The sequence below is a fragment of the Marinobacter sp. MBR-99 genome, assembly GCF_040547575.1.
Lineage (GTDB): Bacteria > Pseudomonadota > Gammaproteobacteria > Pseudomonadales > Oleiphilaceae > Marinobacter.
Genome location: NZ_JBEPPY010000002.1, coordinates 164,812 through 189,937 on the forward strand (window position 1 = coordinate 164,812; position 25,126 = coordinate 189,937).

General features: G+C 56.6%; 21 protein-coding genes and 1 tRNA gene. 12 read left to right on the forward strand and 10 right to left on the reverse strand.

Translation table 11 applies throughout. The annotated features are described in order from the left end of the window. Positions 1-8: 8 nt before the first annotated feature. Together ABIE59_RS02575 and ABIE59_RS02580 are read left to right on the forward strand one after the other, a co-directional pair. Positions 9-770 carry an SDR family oxidoreductase gene (locus tag ABIE59_RS02575; protein WP_152437725.1) on the forward strand — a complete coding sequence of 254 codons (762 nt, stop codon included), beginning with the start codon at positions 9-11 and terminating at the stop codon, positions 768-770. Positions 771-793: 23 nt separating this feature from the next. Further along, positions 794-1,117, forward strand: coding sequence for an MGMT family protein (locus ABIE59_RS02580; protein WP_138436637.1), 324 nt, complete (start codon positions 794-796; stop codon positions 1,115-1,117). 43 nt (positions 1,118-1,160) lie between these two features. Here the strand turns inward: ABIE59_RS02580 and ABIE59_RS02585 are convergent, their stop codons facing one another. Next, positions 1,161-2,675, reverse strand: coding sequence for a fumarate hydratase (locus ABIE59_RS02585; RefSeq protein WP_354443954.1), 1,515 nt, complete (start codon positions 2,673-2,675; stop codon positions 1,161-1,163). 249 nt (positions 2,676-2,924) lie between these two features. Between ABIE59_RS02585 and ABIE59_RS02590 the strand changes: the two genes are divergently transcribed. Further along, positions 2,925-6,059: a hypothetical protein gene (locus ABIE59_RS02590; RefSeq protein WP_354443956.1), complete on the forward strand. Its 3,135-nt coding sequence runs from the start codon at positions 2,925-2,927 to the stop codon at positions 6,057-6,059. 71 nt (positions 6,060-6,130) lie between these two features. Here the strand turns inward: ABIE59_RS02590 and ABIE59_RS02595 are convergent, their stop codons facing one another. Next, positions 6,131-7,189: a CaiB/BaiF CoA transferase family protein gene (locus ABIE59_RS02595; RefSeq protein ID WP_354443958.1), complete on the reverse strand. Its 1,059-nt coding sequence runs from the start codon at positions 7,187-7,189 to the stop codon at positions 6,131-6,133. 189 nt (positions 7,190-7,378) lie between these two features. On the opposite strand from ABIE59_RS02595, the gene ABIE59_RS02600 reads away from it, so the two are divergent. Further along, on the forward strand, positions 7,379-8,398 hold the full coding sequence (locus ABIE59_RS02600) for an AraC family transcriptional regulator (RefSeq protein WP_354443960.1): 1,020 nt from the start codon (positions 7,379-7,381) through the stop codon (positions 8,396-8,398). 27 nt (positions 8,399-8,425) lie between these two features. On the opposite strand, the gene ABIE59_RS02605 is transcribed toward ABIE59_RS02600, so the two are convergent. Together ABIE59_RS02605 and ABIE59_RS02610 are read right to left on the reverse strand one after the other, a co-directional pair. After that, a complete protein-coding gene (locus ABIE59_RS02605; protein ID WP_502915325.1) occupies positions 8,426-9,262 on the reverse strand; it encodes a hypothetical protein in 837 nt (278 codons plus the stop codon). A gap of 49 nt (positions 9,263-9,311) precedes the next feature. Beyond that, positions 9,312-10,946, reverse strand: a complete 1,635-nt coding sequence (locus tag ABIE59_RS02610; protein WP_354444175.1) for a DNA recombination protein RmuC — start codon at positions 10,944-10,946, stop codon at positions 9,312-9,314. 294 nt (positions 10,947-11,240) lie between these two features. Between ABIE59_RS02610 and ABIE59_RS02615 the strand changes: the two genes are divergently transcribed. The 4 genes from ABIE59_RS02615 (at position 11,241) to ABIE59_RS02630 (ending at position 15,039) form a co-directional block, all read left to right on the forward strand. Further along, on the forward strand, positions 11,241-11,630 hold the full coding sequence (locus ABIE59_RS02615) for a hypothetical protein (protein ID WP_354443964.1): 390 nt from the start codon (positions 11,241-11,243) through the stop codon (positions 11,628-11,630). 145 nt (positions 11,631-11,775) lie between these two features. Beyond that, a complete protein-coding gene (locus ABIE59_RS02620) occupies positions 11,776-12,576 on the forward strand; it encodes an ATP-dependent zinc protease family protein (protein ID WP_354443966.1) in 801 nt (266 codons plus the stop codon). After that, entirely contained in the window at positions 12,573-14,090 is a 1,518-nt protein-coding gene (locus tag ABIE59_RS02625) for an inactive transglutaminase family protein (RefSeq protein WP_354443968.1), read from the forward strand. The genes ABIE59_RS02620 and ABIE59_RS02625 overlap by 4 nt, the downstream gene beginning before the upstream one ends. A 1-nt stretch (position 14,091) precedes the next feature. Further along, positions 14,092-15,039: an alpha-L-glutamate ligase-like protein gene (locus ABIE59_RS02630; RefSeq protein ID WP_354443970.1), complete on the forward strand. Its 948-nt coding sequence runs from the start codon at positions 14,092-14,094 to the stop codon at positions 15,037-15,039. Between the two features lie 86 nt (positions 15,040-15,125). On the opposite strand, the gene ABIE59_RS02635 is transcribed toward ABIE59_RS02630, so the two are convergent. Continuing rightward, positions 15,126-16,718 (reverse strand): BCCT family transporter, encoded by a 1,593-nt coding sequence (locus tag ABIE59_RS02635; RefSeq protein ID WP_354443972.1) that lies wholly within the window; start codon positions 16,716-16,718, stop codon positions 15,126-15,128. A 277-nt stretch (positions 16,719-16,995) separates the two neighbouring features. Between ABIE59_RS02635 and ABIE59_RS02640 the strand changes: the two genes are divergently transcribed. Together ABIE59_RS02640 and ABIE59_RS02645 are read left to right on the forward strand one after the other, a co-directional pair. Then, positions 16,996-18,639 carry an FMN-binding glutamate synthase family protein gene (locus ABIE59_RS02640; RefSeq protein WP_354443974.1) on the forward strand — a complete coding sequence of 548 codons (1,644 nt, stop codon included), beginning with the start codon at positions 16,996-16,998 and terminating at the stop codon, positions 18,637-18,639. 111 nt (positions 18,640-18,750) lie between these two features. Further along, positions 18,751-18,827: transfer RNA gene (locus tag ABIE59_RS02645), tRNA-Pro, on the forward strand. Between the two features lie 78 nt (positions 18,828-18,905). Here the strand turns inward: ABIE59_RS02645 and ABIE59_RS02650 are convergent. Genes ABIE59_RS02650 through ABIE59_RS02665 form a run of 4 tightly spaced genes read right to left on the reverse strand, consistent with a single transcriptional unit; the run spans position 18,906 to position 21,791 of the window. Then, positions 18,906-19,121 (reverse strand): TOBE domain-containing protein, encoded by a 216-nt coding sequence (locus ABIE59_RS02650; protein ID WP_023009826.1) that lies wholly within the window; start codon positions 19,119-19,121, stop codon positions 18,906-18,908. Positions 19,122-19,161: 40 nt separating this feature from the next. Then, positions 19,162-19,977 (reverse strand): ATP-binding cassette domain-containing protein, encoded by an 816-nt coding sequence (locus ABIE59_RS02655; protein WP_354443976.1) that lies wholly within the window; start codon positions 19,975-19,977, stop codon positions 19,162-19,164. 5 nt (positions 19,978-19,982) lie between these two features. After that, positions 19,983-20,774, reverse strand: a complete 792-nt coding sequence (gene ssuC, locus ABIE59_RS02660) for an aliphatic sulfonate ABC transporter permease SsuC (RefSeq protein ID WP_354443978.1) — start codon at positions 20,772-20,774, stop codon at positions 19,983-19,985. Between the two features lie 21 nt (positions 20,775-20,795). Then, complete coding sequence (locus ABIE59_RS02665; protein ID WP_502915321.1) at positions 20,796-21,791, reverse strand: sulfonate ABC transporter substrate-binding protein; 996 nt, start codon at positions 21,789-21,791, stop codon at positions 20,796-20,798. Positions 21,792-22,052: 261 nt separating this feature from the next. Between ABIE59_RS02665 and ABIE59_RS02670 the strand changes: the two genes are divergently transcribed. Further along, positions 22,053-22,667: an RBBP9/YdeN family alpha/beta hydrolase gene (locus ABIE59_RS02670; protein ID WP_354443980.1), complete on the forward strand. Its 615-nt coding sequence runs from the start codon at positions 22,053-22,055 to the stop codon at positions 22,665-22,667. Positions 22,668-22,677: 10 nt separating this feature from the next. Continuing rightward, on the forward strand, positions 22,678-23,838 hold the full coding sequence (locus tag ABIE59_RS02675) for a sigma-54 interaction domain-containing protein (protein WP_354443982.1): 1,161 nt from the start codon (positions 22,678-22,680) through the stop codon (positions 23,836-23,838). Between the two features lie 29 nt (positions 23,839-23,867). Here the strand turns inward: ABIE59_RS02675 and ABIE59_RS02680 are convergent, their stop codons facing one another. After that, on the reverse strand, positions 23,868-25,046 hold the full coding sequence (locus ABIE59_RS02680) for a porin (protein ID WP_354443984.1): 1,179 nt from the start codon (positions 25,044-25,046) through the stop codon (positions 23,868-23,870). Positions 25,047-25,126 lie beyond the last annotated feature (80 nt).

Genomic DNA, 25,126 nt, shown 5'->3' on the forward strand with positions numbered 1-25,126 from the left:
GGCAAACCATGAAACTTCAAGATTCCGTGATCGCAATCACCGGCGGCGGCCAGGGCCTCGGCCGCGCCATGGCAGAGTACCTGGCAGCCAAAGGCGCCAAACTCGCCCTCATCGACCTGATGGAAGACAAACTGGCGGAAGCCGCCGACGCCTGCCAAAAAGCCGGTGGCGATGCCAAAACCTATGTCTGCAACGTCGCTAAAGAAGACGATGTTGAGAAAACCTTCCAGGCCATCATCAACGACTTTGGCCACCTGAACGGCCTGGTGAACAACGCCGGCATTCTGCGCGACGGCCTGATGGTGAAATTCAAAGACGGCAAGCTGGAAAAACGCATGGAACTGGCCCAGTGGCAGTCCGTCATTGATGTAAACCTCACCGGCGTGTTCCTGTGCGGCCGCGAAGCCGCCACCCGCATGATCGAAAACGGTGACCAGGGCGCCATCATCAACATCGCCTCCATCTCCCGCGCTGGCAACATGGGCCAGAGCAACTACTCCGCCGCCAAGGCTGGCGTATCGGCCCTGGTGCCGGTTTGGGCCAAGGAACTGGCGCGCTACGGCATCCGCTGCATGGGTATCGCCCCCGGCTTCATCGAGACTGAAATGACCGCCTCCATGAAACCGGAGGCCCTGGAGAAAATGACCGCCGGCATTCCGCTCAAGCGCATGGGTAAGCCGGAGGAAATTGCCTCTGCCGTGGCGTTCATCTTTGAGAACGACTATGTCTCCGGACGTATGATCGAAGTAGACGGCGCCCTGCGTCTCTAGTGCGCAGAAGCATGAGGCTCTGAATGGACGAGTTCGACAAAGAGCCGACAAAAGAGCAAAAGATCTGGCAGGTAGTGGCCGCCATTCCGCAAGGAAAGGTGGCCAGCTACGGCCAGGTTGCCGCCATGGCCGGCCTGGGCCGCCAGGCGCGCTTTGTTGGCCGGGCCCTGGGCAAACTGCCCGCCGGCCACAGCATCCCCTGGCACCGGGTGATCCGCAGCAACGGCCAGATTGCTTTTCCTGAAGGCACAGAAACCTGCCAGCTTCAAACCGAGAAGCTGAGACTGGAAGGGGTGGACGTGTATAAAGGAAGGGTAAAGATGAAGGACTTTCAGTGGCAGCCCTGAGCCGAAAGCCCAAGGCTGCCACTGAGACTAACAAAGGCTCAGATCAAACCGCTTTGGCAGCAATGATCTTGTCGTGCCACTCGACCGGGCCGGTCTGGTGCACGGAGCTGCCGCGGGAATCCACCGCTACGGTTACCGGCATGTCTTCCACTTCGAACTCGTAGATGGCTTCCATACCCAGCTCTTCAAAGGCCACCACCTCGGCACCCTTGATTGCCTTGGACACCAGGTAAGCCGCACCGCCCACGGCCATCAGGTATACCGCGCCGTGCTTCTTGATCGCATCAATAGCAACCTGGCCACGCTCGGCTTTACCGATCATGCCGGTCAGGCCGGTTTTCTCCAGCATGGTGTCGGTAAACTTGTCCATACGGGTGGCCGTGGTGGGGCCAGCCGGGCCAACCACTTCTTCGCGTACCGGATCAACCGGGCCTACGTAATAGATGAAGCGGCCTTTCAGATCCACCGGCAACTCCTCGCCACGTTCGATCATATCCACCATCTTCTTGTGGGCGGCGTCACGGCCAGTCAGCATTTTGCCAGACAGCAAAACGGTTTCACCGGGCTGCCAGTCTTTCACGTCTTCCGGAGTTACAGTGTCCAGATTTACACGGCGAACGTTCTCGCCCACTTCCCAGGTTATTTCCGGCCAGTCGTCCAGGCTCGGCGGCGTCTGCAGAGACGGGCCAGAGCCATCCAGCACAAAATGCGCGTGGCGGGTAGCGGCACAGTTCGGAATAATCGCCACCGGCTTGTTGGCCGCGTGTGTCGGAAAATCCTTAACCTTCACATCCAGAACCGTGGTCAGACCACCCAGACCCTGGGCGCCAATACCCAGCTCGTTGACCTTCTCGAACAGCTCCAGGCGCAATTCTTCAGAGCGGTTGGACGCGCCACGGGCCTGCAGATCGTGAATATCGATTGGGTCCAGCAGGGCTTCTTTCGCCAGTTCCATCGCCTTCTCGGCAGTACCACCAATACCAATACCCAGCATACCAGGCGGACACCAGCCGGCACCCATCTGCGGCACCATCTTCAGCACCCAGTCCACCACCGAGTCAGACGGGTTCAGCATGGCAAACTTGGACTTGGCCTCCGAGCCGCCGCCCTTGGCTGCTACGTGCACGTCGACCGTGCTACCCGGCACCATCTTGTAATGGATGATGGCGGGGGTGTTGTCCTTGGTGTTCTGGCGTTTGCCGTCCGGGTCTGCCAGCACGGAGGCACGAAGAACATTGTCCGGGTGGGTGTAAGCACGGCGCACGCCTTCGTTGATCACGTCGTCCAGCGGCATGTCGCACTCGAATTTCACATCCATGCCAATGTTCACGAATACGGTCACAATGCCGGTGTCCTGGCAGATCGGGCGATGGCCCTGGGCACACATCCGGGAATTAATCAAAATCTGGGCCATGGCATCCTTGGCGGCCTGGGACTCTTCGCGCTGATAGGCCTCGTACACAGCCTGAATAAAATCCTTGGGGTGATAGTAGGAAATAAACTGCAGCGCATCGGCTACGCTTTCGATCAGGTCGTCCTGGCGGATAACAGTGGTCATAGTCGCCTCATCAGCTTTCTGATTATCGGAAATGTGCGGAGCCACCCGGGCAGCCCCTGCTTAATATAAGGAAGCGTGAGTTTACCAGAAATGAACCCGATAGGACTCGACAAACCCGCCAGTGCCCACTATTTTTCAGAAAGGCCACTCCGACTGTGCGGGGAGGGATTCCGAAAGCAGAATCACACTTTTGGCTGATCAACACTTGCCAGACTGTCGCTATAGTCAAAGCTACAGAAATTGGCTCAAGTGCTGGCTACAATTTCAGACAACGAACGAATTCATAAAAGCAGAACAGGCAAAAGCACGGAATTCAGGGGCCGACCGGTTCCGTCTACGCCGGATATAACGACACAACAACAGGAAAAGGTTCCACCCATGTTCAAGAAAACTCTAATAAGTCTTGCCGTGGCTTCTTCCCTTGGGTTGACTGGTTGCTTCGATAGCGCCGGCGATGGGGGTAATGCGAATCCGGATTATAAGATCAGTCAGGATAAAAACCGAGCTGACTTCCTTGCTCAATTTGAGGGCAAAACCTGGCCGGTGTTCGATCCGTTCCCGGCAGTGTCCGACCTGCCAATTCCGAATGATTTGATCTATTCAAACGCTGGTGATGGTTCATTTGCCGTCGCAGACACCCAGCCGCCCGTCACAACAGCACTAAACCAGCTGAGTGGCGCGTCAACCATCGCCCCAATCGACATTAAATTCTCGGGTGAGATCAATAATGTGCGAGGCCCAAGACCTCTGAGTGATCCAGAGGCAATCCTTCAGAACGTATTTCTGATCGAGCTTGACTATGCCAGTGGTGACCCGCTTCGAGGACTGAGAGCCGGCGAAGTGCCAAGTGGTGCACCCTTTAACAATTTCATTACTGAAGTTCGTGAGCTCAGCGGCGATACCTATTTGCGAATACTGCCCGTAAGCCCGCTTGATCCCTACAAACGTTATGTTGTCGTCCTGACCAACGAAATCACGGATGGCGCGGATCAGCAGATCGTCTCATCGCCAGCCTACACCGAACTCAAAGATGAGAGCCAAGTGCTCGGGCCAAGCGTCGACCGAGTGCGGACTCTTATTAACAGTTTCTGGGAGAAAACAGCCCTCCAAGCTTTTAACACCGCGGCATTACCTGTTGGCCCGGGGGGCGCACTGGTTTCTTTAAATGATGTCAGGCAAGCCAATGACTTCCCAGCTCTGGAAAAAGGAAGCATCGCGCTTTCATACAGCTTTACTACTTCCAACGACAAGCAAGTTCTAAACTACATCGCCAATCCAGCTAACTGGATTCGAGATCAGGTTAGGTTAGCAGTTACATCAGCTGCCGTAGAGAATGTTACAGATGCATTTGATGATCTTGAGGCCGACCCAACGAATGCGGACTTCCAAAGTGCGGTACAGAGCGCGCTTGATGGATTCGCCCCAAGCGAGCGTTTCAGTGCTACACCTTTTGCGTCAATACTCGAGGAAAGCTGCGATCCACTTCCAGCCGAACTCAAATTCCAGTGTGTAGGCGATGTATTCTATGGTGGCCTCACCAGTGTTGCGGGTATCAAGTTCCCGGCACCTTCAGCCCAAGCATTTGATATCAAAAGCACAACAGATGCGGCACAACTCTCGGCGGTCCTGAGCACTGTTCTTGCTAACCCCGAAGATCCGGCAGAGCCAATTACTGGAAAAGTGGACGTGCATCAGGGTTATATCGATCTCCCCTATTTCCTGAACACGCCACTACCTCAGTCGAACGGCTCGGAAATTCAGGCACGGGGCTGGAAAGCAGACACTCAACTAGCCGCAGCTTTGGCACAAGCTACAGGATTTGCCATCCCTCAAGCGGATGCATCCAAGTCAACCGTGCTTAATTCGGTTTTTCCCTTCCCTGAGCAGTCGGATGTACTCCGGTCCCCACTGCTTGTGCTTACGCCATCAGGCGTGACATTAGAAGAATTGCAGAATGAAGCGAATAGCTACAATGCAGTTATATTTCAACACGGCATCACAACGGATAGAAGTGCGGCCTTGGCCTTTGGCAGCGCACTGATAGACAATGACCCAACCGGGAATACGATTGTCTTTGCGATCGATCAACCATTGCATGGCGTATCACCCTCATCCACAAAAGAACGCTCGGATCTTGCAGAAACTCTGCTCAGCGGTGCATCAATCATTGATGAAGATACAAGCGAGCAAGAGGCAGCCGTTTTGATTTCGCAGGTTGTAAGCGGTACCTTTGTTTCGGAGACGGCTCTTCCTCCAATCCTAATTTCTTGCGAAGCGGCTCAGACAGCTGAGAATCCAGTGGCGTTTATTCTGGCTGGCAACTGTGGCTTAGAGGCTGCTCAGCAACTGGGACAGGCGTTGGTGCTTCAGCAAACCGTTGCCAATTCAGGTAGTACAATACCTGGACTGAGCCCGGCTGATGGGGATGTCAAAGAGCGCCACTTTAACTTTGGCACGAACACCGACAATCAAATTGTTTCGATGAACTTCGATCCTGACAATGCGGTCGGGAAATCCGGCGACCTGTTCATCAACCTGCTGAATTTCACCAACTCAAGGGATAACCTGAGACAAGGCGCTGTCGACCTGATGAACGTTCGAGCAACCATCGAAACTTTGGAGGGTGTCGGTAACGTTTACTTGGTTGGCCACTCCCTCGGAACGGTCAATGGTGCAGCATTTGTCGCTTCAGCTAACAGCTCCGGCCGACCAGAGCTCGCAATCCAAGGTGCCCACCTGATGACCCCAGCCTCAGGCATTGTGAGGATGCTGGAGAACTCGCCCTCATTTGCCCCCAGAATTCTGGGAGGCTTGGCTCAAGCGACTAGCGGCACAGTGGTTCAGGGCACCTCTGGACTAGAAACCTTCTTGAATGTCTTCCAGATCGCGATCGATTCGGTTGATCCAATCAACTTTACCCCCGAACTGGCCCAAAAGGGGCTCTTAGTCTCCGAAATCAGCGGTGACAGAACCACTGTCAATGCAGCGTTTGAAGCCTTTGGCACCCCCCCACTCTCGCTTGACCTCAGCGTTATTGGGATTCCTCTGAATATCAAGTCTTCCCAGGCGCCGCTGGCTGGCTCTACTCCATTCATTAACGGTTTGGTCGATACTGAGTCTGAGTTGTTCATGTTCGAGCGATATGAAGAAGGCGTTCATGGAACCCCAGTTCTGCCGACGGAGGAGCTGGCCGAGCTTCCCCGCGTAGATGAGGAGACGGGAGAGCCAGTTTATACCGTACTGAAGGATAGAACTCTGTATCTGACAGAAAACGAGGAGACTGAAGTGATTGTGAGCGCTGAAAACGCCAGCATCGTCTTTAGTGGGTTGATAGGAGATACTCTGGGAATGATTCTCTCTGACGGCTATACCACTATGCCGTAGCAATACCCTGAAGTGCAGTAATAAAAAGACCGCCTAGCAATTGCTAGGCGGTCTTTTTTTAGTTAGCCCCACTAGGTGAAGACTAATGGACTAGCGACCTGAAATTGAGATTCACCATCCCCCCGATCCCTCTCAACCACCATCCCCCGCGCGTTAATCTGCGGATGCTCCGCCGCCTCCTCAATCGTCAGCACCGGCTCCACACAAGCATCCACCTCCGCAAAAATCGCCCGCCACTCGGCAAACGTCTTAGCCGCAATCTTCTCTTTAATGGCAGCCTTCAACTTCTGCTGATGCTCCGGGTTCTGGCTCAATGCAAAGCTCTTCATCTCGCTGAGCCCGAGTGTGTCACATAACCGTGCGGAGAACTGCGGCTCCAGGCTGCCTACCGACAACCACCGGCCGTCGCTGGTCTGGTAGTAATCGTAGAAGGTGCCGCCGTTGAGCATTCCACTCTCCGGCTTCTGGGGCTGGCCGCCGGCCAGGGCGGCGGCACCGGCCATGGCGTTGAGGGCGAAGGCGGCGTCGGTCATGCTGATGTCGATGAAGGCGCCCTGCCCGGTTTGCTGGCGCTGAATGACCGCAGCGAGAATGCCCATCACCGCGTGGTGAGAGCCGCCGGCCACGTCGGCAACCTGTATACCCATTGGTGGGGGGCCGCTGTCGGCGCGGCCGCAGTGGCTGGCAACGCCGGAGATGGCCAGGTAGTTGATGTCGTGGCCGGCGCGGTCTTTGTAGGGACCGGTCTGGCCGTAGCCGGTGATGGCACAGTAGATCAGATTCGGGTTAATGGCTTTGAGGGTTTCATAGCCAATGCCCAGCCGGTCCATCACGCCCGGGCGGAACTGCTCCACTACGATGTCGTAGTCTTTGACCAGTTCTTTCACCTTCTCCACGCTCTCGGGCTGTTTCAGGTTGAGCTGGAGTGTCTGTTTGCCACGGCTGAGGTACGAAAAGGTGGTGCTGAATTTGCCATCAAACGGGGGCATCACTTTGGCCAGGTCTACCCTGTCCGGCGCTTCCACACGCAGCACTTCCGCGCCCATATCGGCAAGCATCATGGTGGCGTAGGGGCCCGGTAACAGGGTGCTGAAATCCAGTATTTTCAAGGTGCTCAGGGGGCCTGCCATAATCATCTCCGTTAGTTGATCGATGGTATTGTTGTTACTGTGGATCATGCTGCCGGGTTTTGCAGAGGGGGCCAACTGCCGGTTCCTTCATTCCCATTGGCAGAATCTTCCATCTTTCGCGAAATCAGATGGTTGCATTGTCCCTCGGGGCACTTATGATGAACATCGTTTCCATCAATGGCACCGGTTATGTCTACGCTTACGGTTTCAAAGCATTTTGTTGAAGCATCCCTCTCCGGCGCGGAGCGTCTGGGGTTGGATAGCCGTACGCTGTTACAGGAAGCCGCCATTTCGCCGGACTTGCTGCGCATAGACATGGCCCGGGTAAGCAGCGACCAGTTCAGCCGGCTGATGCAGGTGATCTGGAACCGCACCGGCGACGAGTTTATGGGCATGGGCCCCCGCAAGGCCCGTACCGGCACCTTTGCCACCATGTGCGCCCTGGTGATTAATTGCCAGACGCTGGAGGAAGTCTACGAGCAGGCGTTCCGGTTCTCCCGCCTGTTTGAACCTATGGTGAGCATGGAGCTGGAAGTAAACGAGGACAACGCCCGGCTGGTAGCCCGTATCGAGGGCGAGATTCACGACCCCAGCTATTTCCTGCGCGAAAGCATCCTGGTGATCTGGCACCGCCTGGGCAGCTGGCTGATTGGGCAGCCGGTGGAGCTGGAGAAGGCCGAATTCAGCTACCCAAGGCCCGAGCATGGCGATGAGTACCGCCATATCTTCCATTGCCCACTGGCATTTGACTCCGACTGCACCGCCCTCACCTTCAGCAAGCGCTTTCTCTCCGCTCCGGTGATCCGGGACAAGCCGGAGATGCGCCAGTTTCTGAAAACCTCGCCGGCAGATCTGTTATCCCGGCCAGACGAGAGCAATACCTGGACCGGCCGTATACGAGGCCTGATTGGCCGGGATTTTTCCAAGCCCATGCCGGATTTCGACTGGATTGCCCAGGAGTTGCACACCAGCCCGCAAACGCTCCGGCGGCGACTCAAGCAGGAAAACACGTCGTTCCAGGAGATCAAGGATCTGTTGCGGCGGGATATGGCCATTTACTATCTGAGCCACCAGGAGTTGCCCATCAATGATATCGCCGAGCGGGTGGGCTTTACGGAGCCGTCAACTTTTCACCGGGCCTTCAAGAAGTGGACCGGCGTCACCCCGGGCGCCTGGCGGGAGGGCGAACGGGGTGACCTGGCCGAATAACGGCCAGGACCTGCCAACCGGTGCGTATCAGGAGCCGGAGCTGCCCTGCTGAAGGTTACGAATCAGGCGACCCAGGGTCAGGGCAATGTCATTAACCTGGTTCCGGTTCTGGGCCAACTGGAACAACCGGGAGCCATCCCTCGGATCATAAATCCAGCAAGCGCCCACAACAGGCTCACAGTCCCAGCGGGGCTGAGGGTTTACACCAAATACCGGCAGCGAAACCGACTTCTGGACCGTTGTATCATCGGTGTTGCGGGTGATTTCCTGAATGTTGAGGTTACCGTCGACAACGCTCACCCGGTACCGGATGTCTGCTGGCCGGTCCAGCCGCACCACCGTTTTGTCCCGGCGCCAGCCTGCCGTCTCCAGCAGCGCGTTGAGGTGAATGGTCAAGGCTTCACGATCTGAGCTTGCAAGGTACAGTTGGCGCAGGCTTTGCAGTTCCTGACCGCCCGCAGGCTCGATGATGGCAACGGGCTCTCTCACTTCACCATTGGCGTTGGCGAGGGCTCTAACGCTGTCCCGGCTTTGTTTCTCAATATCCGTGATCAGCTTCAGTGACTGCTGGTAGTGCTGCCCGTCCACTCCGGCCCGGCTGACATAGGCCTCCAGGGCCGCCCTTGCTTCATTCAGGTGGCCTGCCTGCAGCATGGCCCTGCCGCGGTAGAAGAAGTAGTCCGCTGGCTTTTCAGAGTCCATCTTCTGCAGGCGATTCAGGTACTCACTTGCCTCCCCCCAGCGTTCGGCTGCAACGGCCTCTTCCGTGGCCAGCATTAGCCGTCGAATTTCATGCTCCGGCGCCAATGACTGCCCCTGGGCCGGGAACGCCGCCAGCGTGGCCGCCATCGCCATGCCTGCCATCAAAGACCGGCCACTGGCCAGGCTGAATCTTCCGGGTGACAACATACCGCTACTCCTGATTGTCCTTTTCGCTGTCTTCAACCGCCGCCGCTGGCGCCTCAACCTCTGGTTCGGGCCCGGATTGCTCCAGGGCGTCCGCAGCCGGGTCATCGTCATCGGCATCCACCTCAGCCTGGTCCACAATGGCCTTGGGCAGTTCTTTTTTGACCCTTACACCGAGTTCAACAAACCGGTTGGCCTGGGAGATCAGATTACCACGGCCCCGGGTCAGGGTATTCATGGCATTATCGTAGGTGCCCTGAGCCGTATGTAACTGGCTGCCAAGACGTTCCATAGCCTCCACAAACACCCGGAGCTTGTCATACACCGCCCCTGCCCGGTCGGCAATACGCCTGGCGTTCTGGCTCTGGCGCTCGTAACGCCAGATGTTTTCGATGGTTCTCAGCGTCGCAAGCAAAGTGGTGGGAGTCACCACAATAATCTTTCGCTCGAAGGCTTCTGCGAACAGGTTCTCGTCTTGTTGGAATGCTGCCACAAAGGCTGGCTCGATTGGCATGAACAGCAGAACGAAATCCGGAGAATGCAGGCCATTAAGCTGGCTGTAGTCTTTCTCGCTGAGGCTTCGAATATGGCTGCGCACCGCCTCTACGTGCTGTTTGAGGGCTTCTTCCCTGGCATTGTCTTCCTCGGCAACCACCCACTGCTGGTAGGCCAGCAACGACACTTTGGAGTCCACCACAAGATTGCGTTTGTCCGGCAGGTGTACAATGACATCGGGGCGCAGCAACTGATTGTCTTCATCCCGGTAGCTGCCCTGGGTTTCGTATTCCACGCCTTTTCTCAGGCCGGATCGTTCCAGTACTCGTTCAAGAATCAGCTCGCCCCAGTTACCCTGCACCTTTTTATCACCCTTGAGCGCCCGGGTGAGATTGGCCGCCTCCTCGGTAATCTGGCGGTTAAGATCCTGCAACGATTTGATCTCGCTTCGCAGGGCCTGGCGATCACGGGTTTCAGTGGTGTACACATCCTCAACCCGTTTCCGGAAATCCTGTAACTGGTCACGGAACGGGTTAAGCAGGGAATCAAGACTGGTCTTGTTCTGCTGCGCGAAGCGTTCGCTTTTCTGGTCAAATATTCGGTTCGCCAGATTCTCAAATTCCTGCTTCAGGGCATCCCGGTTTTTCTCAAGCAGTTCCATTTTCTCGGCTGCAGAGCGACGCTCTTTGTCAAGGGTAACCTGCTGCTCACGAAGCTCTACCTTCAACTGACTGAACTCATCACCGAGATTCTCAGCCCGCTGGCGGAGTTCCCGGTTCTCTTGCTCCAACTGGCTTAAACGGTCCCGCCGACTTCCCAGCTCCGAGTCTGCGGAGGCCAGCCGGCTCTCGAGACCTGATGCTTTCTGGCGCCAGCTTTCCAGACTGACATCGCGCTCCGCGAGGGTTTGTTTCTGCTGTTCTATCAATTGCTCCAGATGACTTACCTGTTGATGATGCAACGCCTGAAACTGTTCCAATTCGCGCAACCTGTCATCCCGGTCAACTTGCTCCTGAATACTGGATTCCAGAGCAGCGCGACCTTTCCGAACAGCCAGCGTGGCCCACACCAGGCCGGCAAACAATGCAGTGCAGGTCACCAAAAGCACGATAATCCAGCCAGCCAGCCACTCGGGGCGCAGCTCCATCAGATTGGTCAGAGCATCGACCACAACGAAAGACTCCTTTTGCAGCTTATTAAAACCATAAATTTGCTAGGGTTAGCGTTAGCCAACCAGTCTACCCCATGCGTGGAACTTTTTGCCCATTAAACCCTCATTACCTATGCTGATCTCAGTCAGTCCCTCGACTGATTGGCATTTCCGGCAGGCGACAGGATTTGATTCTTTACGGCCAACGCAAATTGCTCTAAAAGTGATGAAAAGGATCTCCCAACGGCGCAGGGTTCCTTCAGAAGGGGCGCGCCAACGCAGGACCAGCACATGCTCAAGGCACTCTGGAGAAAACTGGGCGTTGATACTCTGCAGGCAACACGCGCGGCGGGTTGCATCGATGAAACGTGTCGCTCGCCTGAACACGTAGCAGGCGGAGAAGGTTTGCGGGTGTTACCACACATAACCCACACGGGGGAGTTTCACCTTGAGCGCCTGAGCCACCTTTTGAGCGCGCGTTACGGCCATTCGGTGCCTTCTGATGGGAGAACCCTGGTAAGTGATCAATACCTGCAGCAGTTGGTGAGCTTCGCCTCACGCATTCAGGATCAGGATATCCAGCGGGAACTGCTGCTCTTCTACCTGAATTGTTCCCCGGTCATTCAGGAATTCCTCCGCTCTGAAACCGCCCTTGGTCAGGAGCGCCTGCTACCTCGCTGACGTCATTTCCCAGGTCTTAACCAACTGTAAAGTATCCACACAGTTAACGTGTAGTATACTTCGCTGCTGTTTCAGAAACACACTCACCGGCTGTACACCTAAACGGTCACAGAAACCGCTTCTGCAGCCAGCTCAGGGGAAATCAATGGGTTACAGGTTCTTCCAGCCTCGGCGCTTCCTGACGCTTCTTTCGTTATGTCTTGCGATAGCACTTACCGGCTGCTCGGCAGATCGATACTTTATGGTTCCCAAGGGCGATTTGGATGACCTGAGAACATCCGTGCACACCCAACGGGCTACTCTGGTGACGATAGAGAACAACGCTACCGTTCGCCATGAGCAAATACTTAACATTCAGGAAGCGTCTACCCAATCGATTCTTGACGCAATTGCCACTCAGGTTGAGAAGCCGGTCTGCCCGCCAGTGGCGAAGCCTGTTTGCCCCGCTGTCTCCCAGAACCAGGGGCGCTCTGACCGGCTCAAGGGCAAAGTGATCGTTGGTGAGGTTGAAAAATTTTACCTCGCCGGCCCGGCCCACATCTACACTGCCAGAATTGACAGCGGCGCGGAAACGTCCTCCATCCACGCCCGCAATATTCAGCGCTTTGAGCGGGACGGTAGTAATTGGGTGCGCTTCGATGTACCGGTCCCCGGCGTGAACAACCAGTGGGTCACCATGGAGCGGGAAATATCCCGGCGGGTGCGGGTCATTCAAGCCAGTGCCGAGGAGGCGGAGCGCCGGGTTGTCGTTGAACTTCAGTTCGCCATCGGTGATCACCAGCAGGTGGCGGAGTTCACCCTGGCTGACCGAACCAACCTTACGTACGAAGTGCTTGTGGGGCGGAACATATTGCGGGATGTCATGCTGATTGACGTTGGTAAAGAGTACGCCACAGAACTGCCAGAATCCTATCGCCAAAGGGCCAGTACCGGAGATGACTCATGACGGTTCGGTCAAGGGCCCCGTTTTATGCCTTTGTTCTCTTGCTGATCGCCGCAGGTGTATCCATTGCCACCTGGAGGCATATTGAGTTGGGGGTGCCCTGGATGACCGGCGAGCAACGGCCGGTGTGGATGGTGGAAGCCAGAATCGATTTTGAGGGCCAGAACGATGCCGCACAGGTCAGCCTGCACATTCCCGAACAGCCACCGGGCTTCAACATCCTGACGGAGCAGGCCGCCTCTCCGGGTTATGGCTTTTCCATTCTCGAAAGCTCCGGCAGCCGCCGTGCAGAATGGACAAAACGAGACGTTTCCGGCCCTCAGACACTCTACTTCAAGGTTCAGTTTGTTCCCGACGACAGTTCGGGCGAAGCGGCCCGATCCAGAAAGCCCAGACCAACACCAACGTTCTGGGAGGAGCCGCAAGCTACCGCCGTCCGGGAGGTGCTGAGGCAGGCGTCGGAACGATCCAGTTCGCCTGAAAGCCTGACCAGAGAGCTCATACGGCTGATGCAACCAGACAGCCGAACTCAGAACACCACCCTCCTGGTGGCTGATGAAAACTATCTGCAAATGCTGGTTCGCATGCTAAACCACGCCGGCATTCCAGCTCGAACCGCGGATGCATTAAGACTGGAGGATGCCCGCCGTCGGCAGCAGTTAATGCCCTTTGTGCAGATTCATAACGGCGAACGCTGGCTGACCTTCGATCCCCGAAGCGCCGAGCAAGGCGTTCCGGAAAACTTGCTGTTATGGCGCCAAGGCTCCGAATCGTTGCTGGACGTGGTAGGCGGAGACCAGTCACAGGTGAGTTTCTCCATGCTCCGGCAAACCGTGCCTGCGCTGCAACTGGCCACACTGGAGGCGAATAAGAACGGGCTCGGAGTGCTTGGCTTTTACCAGCTACCCATCGAAGAGCAAAGCATGTTCCGCATGCTGCTTTTGCTACCTATCGGGGCGCTGATTGTTGCCTTCATGCGCATTGTCATTGGTGTGCGCACCTCAGGAACCTTTATGCCGGTACTTATTGCCGTAGCATTTGTGCAGACCACCCTGGTGCCCGGCCTGATAGCCTTTCTATCCGTCGTGGCCATTGGATTATTGTTGAGAGGCTACCTTTCGAGCCTGAACCTTCTGCTGGTTTCCCGCATCTCGGCACTGATAATCCTGGTGATCTTTATCACCGCCGGTTTAAGTATTGTGGGTTACCAGATGGGGTTCAACACCGGCATGACCGTCACCTTCTTTCCGATGGTCATCATCGCCTGGACTATCGAACGTATGTCGATTCTCTGGGAGGAGGAAGGCGCCCGGGAGGTTCTGGTTCAGGGCAGCGGCAGCCTGTTTGTGGCTATCTGTGCCTACCTGGCGATGAACACCTCGCTGGCCGGCCATCTCACCTTCAATTTCCCGGAACTGCATCTTGTGGTTTTGGGCCTGATTCTGTTGATGGGCCAGTACACCGGCTACAAACTCAGCGAGCTTAGACGCTTCACCCCCATGAAGGTCTACGACTGATATGGACTGGATTTCCCCCGGAAAGCTGAGAAAGCTCGGCATTCTGAACATGAACCGGCGCAATGTGGACTACATCGCCCGCTACAACGAGCGGGCCTCTTACCCGCTGGTTGATAACAAATTAAAAACCAAACTGGCGGTCAGTGAATACGACGTCGCAACCCCGAAGCTTCTCCAGGTAGTTCGCCAGCAACACGAAATTTCGCATTTCCGGGAAATGGCCGAAGGCCTCGCAGGCTTTGCCATCAAGCCTGCCAAAGGGTCTGGCGGCAAAGGGATTACTGTCATTACCGGGCGCGACGGTGACGAGTTTATCAAAGCGTCCGGCGCACGAATTTCCGTGGCCATGCTGGAGCGGCACCTGACCAACATTCTGGCCGGCCTCTATTCTCTGGCCGGCACGCCTGACGTTGCCATCGTGGAGGACCTCGTCCAATCGACACCCACACTGGCCAGGTACTCCTTCCAGGGCGTTCCAGACATCCGCATCATCATCTTTCAGGGGTATCCGGTCATGGCCATGCTCCGGCTTGCCACCACGGCATCGGATGGTAAAGCCAACCTGCATCAGGGCGCCGTTGGCGTGGGCCTGGACATCTGCACCGGTCGCAGCCTGAATGCCGTACAGTTCAACCGGCCCATCACACTCCACCCAGATACCGGGCTGGCGCTGGAGAACATTCAGATAGAGGCCTGGGAGGATATGCTGGAAATGGCGTCCCGGTGCTACGAAGCCACCGGCCTTGGTTACATGGGTGTAGACCTGGTAGTCGACCACTACAAAGGCCCCTTGCTGCTGGAACTCAACGCCCGCCCCGGCCTGGCCATACAGATGGCTAACGGAGAGGGCTTGTTGCCCAGACTGAGAAACATCGAATCCCTGAAGCGGCCACACTTCAGCCCCCGGGAGCGGGCTCAATACGCTATGGAGGCCTTTGGCAGACTGTGAATCATGCCCGCGCAACGTTTCTGCGGTCGAAAAAAAACCGGAGCGAATGCCCCGGTTTTTTTTTGTGGGTCAGCCTTGCTGAGCGATCAGAGCAGTTCGCCCCGTTGCAGCAACAGCTTGCGCTCATGGGTCAAACCCTTGAGCAAACCCCAGGTCATAATCAGCAAGACAACAGTGAACGGTAGACCGGCACTGATCGCCACGGCCTGAATGGCCCCCAGGGCATCATCACCACCACCAAAGATCAACGCAGCGGCAATCGCGCCTTCCATAACCACCCAGAACACGCGCTGTGCCGTCGGTGCATCAGTCTTGCCACCGGCAGTAATGCTATCGATAACCAGCGAACCGGAGTCCGACGATGTCACGAAGAACACCAGCACCAGAACAATACCCACAAAGGAAATAATTCCGGTCAGCGGCAGGTTGGCGAACATCTGGAACGTAGCCAGCGAGACTTCTGTCAGGCCTTCTTCCGCGAGGGCACCCATGCCTTGCTGGATCTGCTCCAGGGCCGCGCCACCAAAGCCGCTCATCCACACGGTGGTAATCAGGGTCGGGATAATCAGAACCGCAGTCACAAATTCACGCACTGTCCGCCCCTTGGACACGCGCGCAATAAACATGCCTACGAACGGTGACCAGGAAATCCACCAGGCCCAGTAGAACACAGTCCAGCCCTGCAGCCAGGCCTGGTCATCACGACCGAACGGATTACTCAGAGGCACTACGTTTGCCACGTAGGTAGACGAGGTAATCCAGATGGTTTCGACAATCGCCAGCGTCGGGCCGGCAAAAATCACAAAGAACAGGAGCACGCCGGCGGTAACCATGTTGATGTTACTGAGCACCTTCACGCCGCCATCCAGACCACGCAAGACCGAGATCAACGCCAGGGCCGTTACCCCCACGATAATCGCCATCTGCACGTTGATACCAGAGCCCATGCCAAACAGATAATCCAGGCCCGAGGCCGCCTGCTGCGCGCCAAAACCCAGAGACGTCGCCAAACCAAAAATGGTGGCGACCACTGCCAGGACATCAATGACGTGGCCCGGCCAACCCCACACTTTGTCTTTCAGCAGCGGGAAAAATGCCGAGCGAATGGTCAGTGGCATATTTTTGTTGAAGGCGAAGAACGCCAGAGACAGGGCAACCACCGCATAGATTGCCCAGGGATGCAGGCCCCAGTGGTAGAGGGTTGCGCCCATCGCCATGTTACGAGCCTCGGCGGAATTCGCCTCGACGTTAAATGGCGTTTCGTACCAGCCTGTGTAATAAGCAACTGGTTCTGCCACAGCCCAGAACATCAGGCCGATACCCATACCGGCGGCAAACAGCATGGCGAACCATGACAGCGTCGAGAACTCTGGCGTTGCGTCTTGCCCACCCAGGCGTATTTTGCCCACGGGCATGAAAATCAGCGCCAGGCTCACCACCACGAAGATGTTGGCACTGATCAGGAAGAACCAGTCGAAGGAACCGATAATATCCCACTTCAGGCCGTCCAGTGTTTCCTTGGCGGCGGTCGGGAACATCAGTGTTCCGATGACAAACAGCACAACAATGACTGATGTGACCGGGAATACCCAGTTATGGAGGTCCAGTCCAAACGGTCTTATGTTGTCCTGGCCTGCGACGTAATCCGTCTGATATTCGTCTTTCACTACCTCGCCCACGTTGGCGCCTCCTGGTCTGGTGTGACGATTGAATATTCGTTCGGTTTAACTTTTGATCAATCTATCTTCATAGATTACAAGCTGGTCATCTTATTATTTTGAGTTCAAAACATCAAAAATTGATACAAATCAGTTTTACACATTTCAGCATAGACCAGATTTCCGGGCCGGTAAGCGTAAGTAATGCACTGGCCTGAACCCCGGCGTGCATCAAACCGTAGGGTATACTGGGCCGGCATCTTTTTGGCCGGCCAAACAGCCGATAACAGAGGACTCCATGGCGAAAACCACCACCTTCCCACTGCGCTATTCGGCCTTGGCGATCAGCATTGCCGGATTGATCATTTCCTTTCCCGTCTCCCTATGGACGGGAACCGGCTATGTGATTCCGATAATGTTTGCGGGCCTGACCGCCCTTGGAACCCGGGATTTGCTCCAGAGAAGCCACACCGTCAGCCGCAACTATCCAATCATGGCCCACTTTCGCTACCTGTTTGAGTCAGTCGGGCCAGAGATACGACAATACTTTATCCAGTCGGATACCGAGGAACGACCGTTCTCCAGAGAACAACGCACCATCGTCTATCAGCGGGCCAAGAACGTGCTGGACAAGCGCCCCTTTGGTTCGCAGCTCGGCATGTATGAAGAAGGGTTCGAGTGGATGAATCACTCCCTCACCCCAAGCAGGCTTCAGTCCAGCGACTTCCGCATTGTGATCGGCAAGAACTGCGATAAACCGTACAGCGCCAGCGTGTTTAACATCTCAGCAATGAGTTTTGGTTCGCTTTCCGCTAACGCGATCCTGAGCCTCAACACCGGAGCTAAGAAAGGTAACTTCTACCATGACACTGGCGAGGGTTCTATTTCCCGGTACCACAGGCAGCCTGGCGGCGACCTGGTCTGGGAGATCGGTTCCGGCTATTTTGGCTGCCGCCACCCGGACGGCAGTTTCAACCCGGATATGTTCCGGGAAAACGCCTGTCTTGATCAGGTAAAAATGATAGAAGTCAAACTATCTCAGGGTGCTAAACCCGGCCATGGCGGCATTCTGCCGGGCGAGAAGGTAACCCAGGAAATTGCCGAAGCACGGGGCGTGCAGGTGGGCGAAGACTGCGTATCCCCGGCCAGCCATTCCGCTTTCTCCAACCCGGTGGAGCTTCTGGAATTTCTGGAGCAGTTGCGGGAGCTCTCGGGCGGCAAACCGGTCGGTTTCAAGATGGCCATTGGCCATCCGTGGGAGTGGTTTGCCATTGTCAAAGCCATGCTGGCAACCGGCAAGAAACCGGACTTTATCGTGGTGGATGGCGGCGAAGGGGGAACCGGTGCCGCACCCCTGGAGTTCATCAACCGGCTAGGCATGCCCATGACCGAGGCCCTACTGCTGGTTCACAACACCCTGGTGGGCACCAGTCTTCGGGAGGACATCGCCATTGGCGCTGCCGGCAAGATCACTTCAGCCTTCAATATCGCCCGCACGCTCGCATTGGGTGCGGACTGGTGCAACGCCGCGCGCGGCTACATGTTTGCTCTCGGATGCATCCAGGCCCTGAACTGCCATACCGGGCGTTGTCCCAGCGGCGTGGCCACCCAGGACCCGCGCCGGGGCAACAAACTGGATGTACCTCTCAAGAGTGAGCGGGTCTTCAGCTATCACAAAAACACTCTCGACGCCCTCAAGAATCTGCTGGAAGCGTCCGGCCTGAAACACCCCTCTGAGCTGGGCCCCGAGCACATCGTTCGGCGCGTTTCCACAACCGAGATCCACAGCTATCTCGACCTCTTCCCGTTTCTGGAGCCGGGCGCCCTGCTGGAGGGCAAAACCGGCCTGACCGTGTTCGACAAATACTGGGAAGACTCCCGGCCGGATACCTTCGAACCACCGGAATTTATCCTGAGACTGAGAGAGACGAAACTGAGGTAATTCGACGAATAAAATCACCCACTCCCTGTTTATTTTTACCGTGGGCTGGTGTAGACTTCGCTCCCGCTAAGCCACTGAGATAAACCTCTTTTCTTGGTGGGCAGCAGTTTACGGGGCGTAGCGCAGCTTGGTAGCGCACTTGCATGGGGTGCAAGGGGTCGTAGGTTCAAATCCTACCGTCCCGACCAGAATTCCCTACAAAAAAGCCCGGGCCGAAAGGCCCGGGCTTTTTTGTTTCTATCACTTCCAATGCGGTAAAAGGACGGTCAAAGTCTCGCCAGTGCCACTTCTGTAGCCTTCACAAAAGCCAACACATCCGAACCCTTCTTCAGTCCCAGCTCTTTGACGGAGCGTGTGGTGATCACGGAAGTGACAATGCCGCCCGGCGTTTCCACGTCAACCTCGGACAATACCGGGCCTTCGTTGATGGCCACCACCTGGCCACGAAACTGGTTGCGGGGGTTCAATTGTTGAATACTCATTTTATTTCCTCTGATTAGTGATTGCGCAGGTTCAAGACTGTTAGTTTGAAATGGCCAGGTAGCCGGATTCCGGCTGTAGCGTGGCCCGTTTATGCTTTGGTACTGTTTCGTCCGGCGCTTCCGCGGGCACCCCTGTGAGGTACTCCAGCAATCTTGCCTCATACCCTACAAACGACGGATCGGTTGCCACTCTGGGACGCGGCAACTGGATCTTTACATCCAGGCCAATGGCACCTTCGTCAAGAACGATCACCCGGTCGGCAAGCATCACGGCCTCGCTGACATCGTGCGTCACCATCACCAGGGTAAAACCGTGTTCCTGCCACAGGTTCTCGATCAGCCGGTGCATAGTGGATCGGGTGAGCGCATCCAGAGCACCCAGGGGTTCGTCCAGCAACAGCAGTTCCGGCTGATGCGCCAGCGCCCGCGCCAGAGCGACTCGCTGTTTCTGCCCGCCGGACAGGCTTGCGGGCCAGTCCTGGGCCTTGCTGTCCAGCTCCACCTCGTGCAACGAGAATTTCGCGCGGGCGTATGACACATTGCCAATCTCCACATTCTCGATCACGGTTTTCCACGGCAGCAGACGAGGCTCCTGGTACATCATCCGCACGCTGTGGTTGCCGGTTCCGGCCGCCTCACCGTCGACTTCAAGTTGGCCACCGTCTGGCTTATCAAGCCCTGCCAGCAGCCGCAGCAGCGTGCTTTTCCCGCAGCCACTCCGGCCGATAATGACCAGGCTTTCCCCGGCCGGGATGTCCAGGTCCAGCCCTTTGAGGACCGTCAGATCACCGAAATGCCGCTGAAGGTTGCGGGTGGTAATCCCTACCCCCCATTTTGTCGAAGACAGGTCTGACATAACGGTTACACTCCTTCACCGCGTTGATAAGCCGGGTGCCAGCGCAGCCACCAGAGCTCGAGACCTTTGGCGCTGAGATCTGCCAGTTTGCCAAGCACGGCGTAGAGCAGAATAGCGACCAGCACCACGTCGGTCTGCATGAACTCCCGGGCATCCATCGCGAGGTAACCGATGCCATCTGTCGCAGAGATGGTTTCCGAGACAATCAAGGTCAGCCACATGAAGCCGAGGGCGAACCGCACACCAACCAGAATGGATGGCAGGGCGCCGGGCAACACCACATGCCAGAACAGGGCAACCCCCCTGACACCGTACGAGCGGGCCATTTCCAGCAATTGCGGATCCACGTTGCGAATACCGTGATAAGTGTTCAGGTAAATCGGAAACACACTGCCCAGTGCCACCAGGAAGATCTTGGCGGTTTCATCAATTCCGAACCATAGAATGACCAGCGGAATCAGCGCCAGGTGCGGAATGTTCCGCACCATCTGCAGCGTGCTGTCCAGCAGCAGGGAAAGCCAGCGGGACAACCCGGTGGCAAACCCCAGGGCCAGGCCAATGCCGCCGCCAATCAGAAAACCAATGGCGGCTCGCTCAAAACTGCTTTTCAGGTGGAACCAGAGCTCTCCCGATGCCGTCAGTCGCCAGCCGGCGGCTACGACATCCGTTGGGGCCGGCAGCACCCTGGCGGTAATCCAGCCCAACTGTGCCCCGATTTGCCAGGCCAGCAGCAGCGCCACTGGCACGATCCAGGGCAGAAAGCCTGCCAGTGCCCGGTTACGTATGGATAGCGACATCGCTTCTGCCTCCTTTGCGTATTACTGGGCTGCGACCGATACCGGGTTTGACCAGAGCACAGATTCGATATCGATCTTCCGGGGGATCAGGTTTAGCTCATAGAACACATCCGCAATGGTCTGCTGGGCCTTACCGATCCTTGGCGTAACGCGGGTTGCACCGTACGCATAGCGATCAACCGCCAGCCGGAGTGATGCTTTCGATATGCCCGTCTCCTTGTGCAGAATGTCGACAACCTCCTGAGGATGGTCCTTGGCCCAGGCATCCAGCTCGGCTAGCGCATCGATCACCTCGTTAACGATTCGCGGATAACGCTCGGCAAACGGGCGTGAGGCAAGATAGATCTGGTGGTTATCCACCAGCCCTTCGCCATCGCGCAGTGAGCGAGCGCCGGCAATTTCAGCATCCGCCTGGTACGGGTCCCAGATGACCCAGGCATCGACATCACCCCGATCAAAGGCCGTGCGAGCATCGCCCGGTTTGATGTAGACCGGCCTGATGTCGCGAATCGACAGATTGGCTTCTTCCAACGCCCGCACCAACAGGTAGTGCACGTTCGAGCCCTTGTTCAGCGCCACCCGCTTGCCTTTCAGGTCGGCAACGGACTGAATCGGCGAGTCTTTCTTCACCAGTATGGCCTCACCCTTTGGCGCCGGCGGCTCGTTTGCCACATAAACAAGATCTGCTCCAGCAGCCTGGGCGAAAATGGGCGGAGTTTCACCCGTGGTGCCAAAATCCACGCTGCCCACATTCAGGCCTTCCAGCAACTGCGGACCGGCGGGGAACTCGATCCATTTAACATCGAAGCCTTGTTCCGCCAGTTGAGGTTCGAGCGTGCCACGGGCCTTGAGCAGGATCAGCGTGCCATATTTCTGGTAACCAATACGCAGCGTGTTTTCCTCAACCTGCGCGCTGGCGCTCAGCGGTGTCAGCAGCAGAGCGCTCGATGCCAACAGGCCTATGAACGTTCGGCGGGTAGTTCGTAGTTTGTGTCTCAAAGCCGTTTTTTTAGTCACAATCGTGATCTCCATTCGCTCAATGATTCCAGGACCGGAATCAGCCCCGTTTCGTGGAGATTAAGCTATCAGCGCCTCCGGCCAGCCCAAACCAACTTATCGTGCAGAGCTTCTGAATAAATCATCTATTACCGAAATCACGCCTTTTTCAGGGTTTTATGCATTTCCAGAATAATGAATTCAGAAATGGTTGGTTCGTACACGCCAGCACCACCGTTAAGCTGGGGTCTTTGACAACCAGGCAGAATTGGAGGAAACCCCATGTCCGAGGAAATCGGTTATCTGATCGTTCCCGGCTGGAATGGCTCTGGTACCAACCACTGGCAGAGCCACTGGCAGCTATTGTTGCCTAACAGCAAGCGGATTCATGTGGAAAGCTGGTCACGGCCCGACCTGGAAGACTGGATTGAGGCCATCGACCGGGACGTTCGCAACGCCCCAACCGACAAGGTCGTGTTGATTGCACACAGCCTGGGCTGCGTCGCGGTGGCACATTGGGCCCGTCGGTATGGTACGGAGCGCGCCGATCGAATCAAAAGTGCCCTGCTCGTCGCCCCGGCCGACATAGAGCGGGATTCCGCCCCCGATGCGCTGCGCCCCTTTGCGCCCATCCCCGATGACTATTTGCCCTTTCCTTCCTTAGTGGTCGGCTCTACCAACGACCAGGCCGCATCGGCAAGACGGGCGCGAGACCTGGCCCTGCATTGGGGAAGCGAATTCGAGCTGTTGACGGGTGTTGGCCATATCAACAGCGAATCCGGACATCAGCGATGGATTGAAGGGTTGCGATACCTTGCCCGAGCCTCCCGCGAGCCAGCCCCCAGGGTGCTGGTAGCCCAGAGTCAGAGCCTGTCGCCCCACCTGCTCAGTTATTGAGGACATAACCATGTATATGGAAATCCCGATACGCGAGTCTTCGGTCAGCTCTTTGCGTCAGAGTCGCCACGATAACACCAGCAGAACGGGTGTACTCACTTTTGACAATCCCGACGACTACACACTGAGCATCCGGGCGTCAGCCCTCGTTCTGAGCGACCCCAAATCCCGGGCGTTGCACGGGCGACTTCGGCAGATCGCGCCCAGCGACGCCACGGTGCTGATTATCGGTGCCACCGGCACCGGTAAGGAGCTTGTGGCCCGGGAGGTTCACCGCCTCAGCCATCGGGCCAAGCGTCCGTTTCTGGCCATTAACTGCGGCGCACTGTCCGAAAGCCTGCTGGAAAGCGAACTGTTTGGTCACGAGAAAGGTGCCTTCACTGGTGCTATCAGTCAGAAGCCGGGCTGGTTTGAAGCGGCGGACGGCGGCACCCTGTTCCTTGATGAGGTCGGAGACCTGCCTCTCAGTGCCCAGGTCAAGCTGTTGCGGGTGCTGCAGGAGCAGGAAGTCACGCGGGTGGGTGGCCGCAAATCCATTCCCGTCAATATCCGGCTTATTGCGGCGACCAACGTCCCGCTTGCGGACGCCGTTCGTGCCGGTCGCTTCCGGGAAGACCTGTTCTACCGGCTCAATGTCGCGCCGGTGTCGCTACCTCCACTGCGGGACCGGCCGGGGGACATTCTTCCCCTGAGCGATTATTTTCTGGACAAATACAGCCGACGACTGGAACTTGGCGAGGTTACGTTATCACCACAGGCCGAGACTAAGCTGGAGCGCTACCACTGGCCCGGTAACATCCGCGAACTGGAAAATGTGATTCACCATGCGTTGCTGATCATTCGAGGCCGCGTAGTGCAACCGGAACACCTGCACCTGGCGGGCAACCCAGGGCTATCTGTGGTCAAGGACCTTGCCTCAACCAAACAGTCCTTTCCAACTCCCCCGCCCGCGGAGGTATCCGATTCCGACGCTGCCATAGATGCCCTGACAGACGCACTCAATGTTTTGTTTGATTCCGGCGGAGAGAGCGTGCTCGAAACCATGGACCGGCACGCCGTTATCACCGCAATGACACGCGCTGACAGCAACCAGGTGGTGGCTGCCAGGCTGCTGGGCGTGTCACGCAACGTTCTCCGCCATCGATTAAAACGCTACGGACTGTTGCCCTGAGGCGGGGCTGGCCCGCCTCAGGAACCACCTCAGAAACGAATACGAGCACCGGCCAATGCCAACAGGTTGTCCTCGTAATCAACCCCGTTACGGTCCAGAGAAACCGACCGCACGCTGGCATAGACCTCGGTCCCAATCACATCAATTTTCTGGACTGCCTGGGCACCAATAACGTCAACGGTATCACCGTTCTGGTCCTTGTCATCGGTTTTCTGCCAATCGACTGACAAGGCCGTCTTGCCCACGTTCGGGAACCAGGATGCCTGATAACCAAGTTTAAGATAGCTAAACTTCAGATCGTCCTTGGCTGAATCAATGGCGTTAGCCTGGCCGGCCGCCAACGTGACACTGATGCCAGACGCATCCAGTACCGATACCGAACCCGACAATTGATCATCATAGGTGGGCGTGGCACTCAGCTCACTGGTGTTAGCCCAGCCCAGGCCCGCAGCAACCTTCAAACGGTCATGCTGCCCGTTGTACCAGAGCCCTGCATCCAGTGCGCCGTCATTGATGACCGAGGTACGGAACTGAAGACCGTTGTATGAGGGCGTGTCATAACGCAGTCGGGTATTGCGTCCAAAGCCGTCCAGATTGGCGGCGACATCCCCAAGATCAGTTCCGGTCAGTGTATTGGTGGCCTTGTCACGAAAAAGGATACCGCCGCCGAGAACGGTTACATCGGAATAGCCAGCCACGCTGGTTCCGGAAAGATCATTCTCGGAGACGCCCTCAGTCGCCGTCCAGCCCTGGCCCAGCCAGAGTTTACCCAGGTCGCCATGGCTGAAATACACTTCCACCCGGCGGTTACGGAATGCAGAAGTATCATTAGTCTTTTCGTCCAGCTGGCTGAGCGAGGCACTGTTGTTGAGCCTGAACTCGGTCTCATAAGCAGCCCCTGCCACCCAGCCGTTCACGGGACTGGTTTCTGCAATAAAGCGGAGACGGGAAGAACTGTTATTGTTATCAACATTGAGCAGGGTGGTGTCCTCGCCGTCCTCCACCGCCAGAAGGCCCCGGTTGATCTGGCCAGAGACGGTCAGGTTCAGAATATCGGAGCCGGAAAGCACAATCCGATCCCCTTCATTGGCCTGGGCCAATGAGATGGCCGGAAATGCCGTCAAGGCGACGGCAGCGGCCAGGGCATTGCGGGTAAAGCGAAGGGAAAACTTGCGGGTGGCCGCGGAAATAGCAACGTTCAACGACATAGTTATAGCATCCTGATTAATGAGTTCCAGAAAGGTGTTTACACCTTATCTGAACACTGCACATCGGATGCCAGTTTTAA

Coding starts and splice junctions, on each gene's coding strand:
- ABIE59_RS02580 (WP_138436637.1), top strand. CDS start 794: ATGGACGAGTTCGACAAAGAGCCGACAAAAGAGCAAAAGATCTGGCAG.
- ABIE59_RS02595 (WP_354443958.1), bottom strand. CDS start 7,189: ATGGCAGGCCCCCTGAGCACCTTGAAAATACTGGATTTCAGCACCCTG.
- ssuC (WP_354443978.1), bottom strand. CDS start 20,774: ATGTCGCTATCCATACGTAACCGGGCACTGGCAGGCTTTCTGCCCTGG.
- ABIE59_RS02675 (WP_354443982.1), top strand. CDS start 22,678: ATGTATATGGAAATCCCGATACGCGAGTCTTCGGTCAGCTCTTTGCGT.
- ABIE59_RS02600 (WP_354443960.1), top strand. CDS start 7,379: ATGTCTACGCTTACGGTTTCAAAGCATTTTGTTGAAGCATCCCTCTCC.
- ABIE59_RS02625 (WP_354443968.1), top strand. CDS start 12,573: ATGACGGTTCGGTCAAGGGCCCCGTTTTATGCCTTTGTTCTCTTGCTG.
- ABIE59_RS02655 (WP_354443976.1), bottom strand. CDS start 19,977: ATGTCAGACCTGTCTTCGACAAAATGGGGGGTAGGGATTACCACCCGC.
- ABIE59_RS02575 (WP_152437725.1), top strand. CDS start 9: ATGAAACTTCAAGATTCCGTGATCGCAATCACCGGCGGCGGCCAGGGC.
- ABIE59_RS02620 (WP_354443966.1), top strand. CDS start 11,776: ATGGGTTACAGGTTCTTCCAGCCTCGGCGCTTCCTGACGCTTCTTTCG.
- ABIE59_RS02680 (WP_354443984.1), bottom strand. CDS start 25,046: ATGTCGTTGAACGTTGCTATTTCCGCGGCCACCCGCAAGTTTTCCCTT.
- ABIE59_RS02640 (WP_354443974.1), top strand. CDS start 16,996: ATGGCGAAAACCACCACCTTCCCACTGCGCTATTCGGCCTTGGCGATC.
- ABIE59_RS02585 (WP_354443954.1), bottom strand. CDS start 2,675: ATGACCACTGTTATCCGCCAGGACGACCTGATCGAAAGCGTAGCCGAT.
- ABIE59_RS02605 (WP_502915325.1), bottom strand. CDS start 9,262: ATGGCAGGCATGGCGATGGCGGCCACGCTGGCGGCGTTCCCGGCCCAG.
- ABIE59_RS02610 (WP_354444175.1), bottom strand. CDS start 10,946: ATGGAGCTGCGCCCCGAGTGGCTGGCTGGCTGGATTATCGTGCTTTTG.
- ABIE59_RS02615 (WP_354443964.1), top strand. CDS start 11,241: ATGCTCAAGGCACTCTGGAGAAAACTGGGCGTTGATACTCTGCAGGCA.
- ABIE59_RS02630 (WP_354443970.1), top strand. CDS start 14,092: ATGGACTGGATTTCCCCCGGAAAGCTGAGAAAGCTCGGCATTCTGAAC.
- ABIE59_RS02670 (WP_354443980.1), top strand. CDS start 22,053: ATGTCCGAGGAAATCGGTTATCTGATCGTTCCCGGCTGGAATGGCTCT.
- ABIE59_RS02650 (WP_023009826.1), bottom strand. CDS start 19,121: ATGAGTATTCAACAATTGAACCCCCGCAACCAGTTTCGTGGCCAGGTG.